Here is a 981-nt window from a genome sequence, read left to right as displayed (position 1 = left end):
TAACCCACGTAACCGGGCGGGGAACCGAACAGCCGGGAGACCGTGTGCTTCTCCATGAACTCCGACATGTCCAGCATGATCAGCGCGTCCTCGTCCCCGAACAGGAACTCGGCCAGCGCCTTGGACAGCTCGGTCTTACCGACACCGGACGGACCGGCGAAGATGAACGAACCACCCGGACGACGCGGGTCCTTCAACCCGGCCCGGGTCCGGCGGATCGACCGGGACAGACCCTTGATCGCGTCGTCCTGACCGATGATCCGCTTGTGCAGCTCGTCCTCCATGCGGAGCAGCCGCTGCGACTCCTCCTCGGTGAGCTTGAAGACCGGGATGCCGGTGGCGGTGGCCAGGACCTCGGCGATGAGCTCCTCGGTCACCTCGGCCACGACGTCCATGTCGCCGGCCTTCCACTCCTTCTCCCTGCGCTCACGCTTGAGCTGGAGCTGCTTCTCCTGGTCGCGCAGCGCGGCGGCCTTCTCGAAGTCCTGCGCGTCGATCGCGGACTCCTTGTCACGCCGCACGTTGGCGATCTTCTCGTCGTACTCGCGCAGGTCCGGCGGAGCGGTCATCCGGCGGATGCGCATCCGGGAACCGGCCTCGTCGATCAGGTCGATCGCCTTGTCGGGCAGGAACCGGTCGCTGATGTAGCGGTCGGCGAGCTGCGCCGCGGCCACCAGGGCGCCGTCGGTGATCGACACGCGGTGGTGCGCCTCGTAACGGTCGCGCAGGCCCTTGAGGATCTCGATCGTGTGGCTGAGGCTCGGCTCGGCCACCTGGATCGGCTGGAACCGGCGCTCGAGCGCGGCGTCCTTCTCCAGGTGCTTGCGGTACTCGTCGAGCGTGGTGGCGCCGATGGTCTGCAGCTCGCCGCGGGCCAGCATCGGCTTCAGGATGCTCGCCGCGTCGATCGCGCCCTCGGCCGCGCCCGCACCGACCAGCGTGTGCAGCTCGTCGATGAACAGGATGATGTCACCCCGGGTG

General features: G+C 68.0%; 1 protein-coding gene. It reads right to left on the bottom strand.

Annotated elements, in window-relative coordinates; genetic code table 11:
• A partial coding sequence (locus QSK26_RS41410) for an AAA family ATPase (RefSeq protein WP_285780850.1) occupies window positions 1-981 on the bottom strand: 981 nt, incomplete at both ends.

Origin of the sequence: Microtetraspora sp. NBRC 13810 (genome assembly GCF_030268685.1) — a bacterium.
Classification (GTDB): Bacteria; Actinomycetota; Actinomycetes; order Streptosporangiales; family Streptosporangiaceae; genus BSRQ01.
Note: the sequence above shows the minus strand (reverse complement) of the source record. Positions and strands in the feature narration are given on the sequence as shown.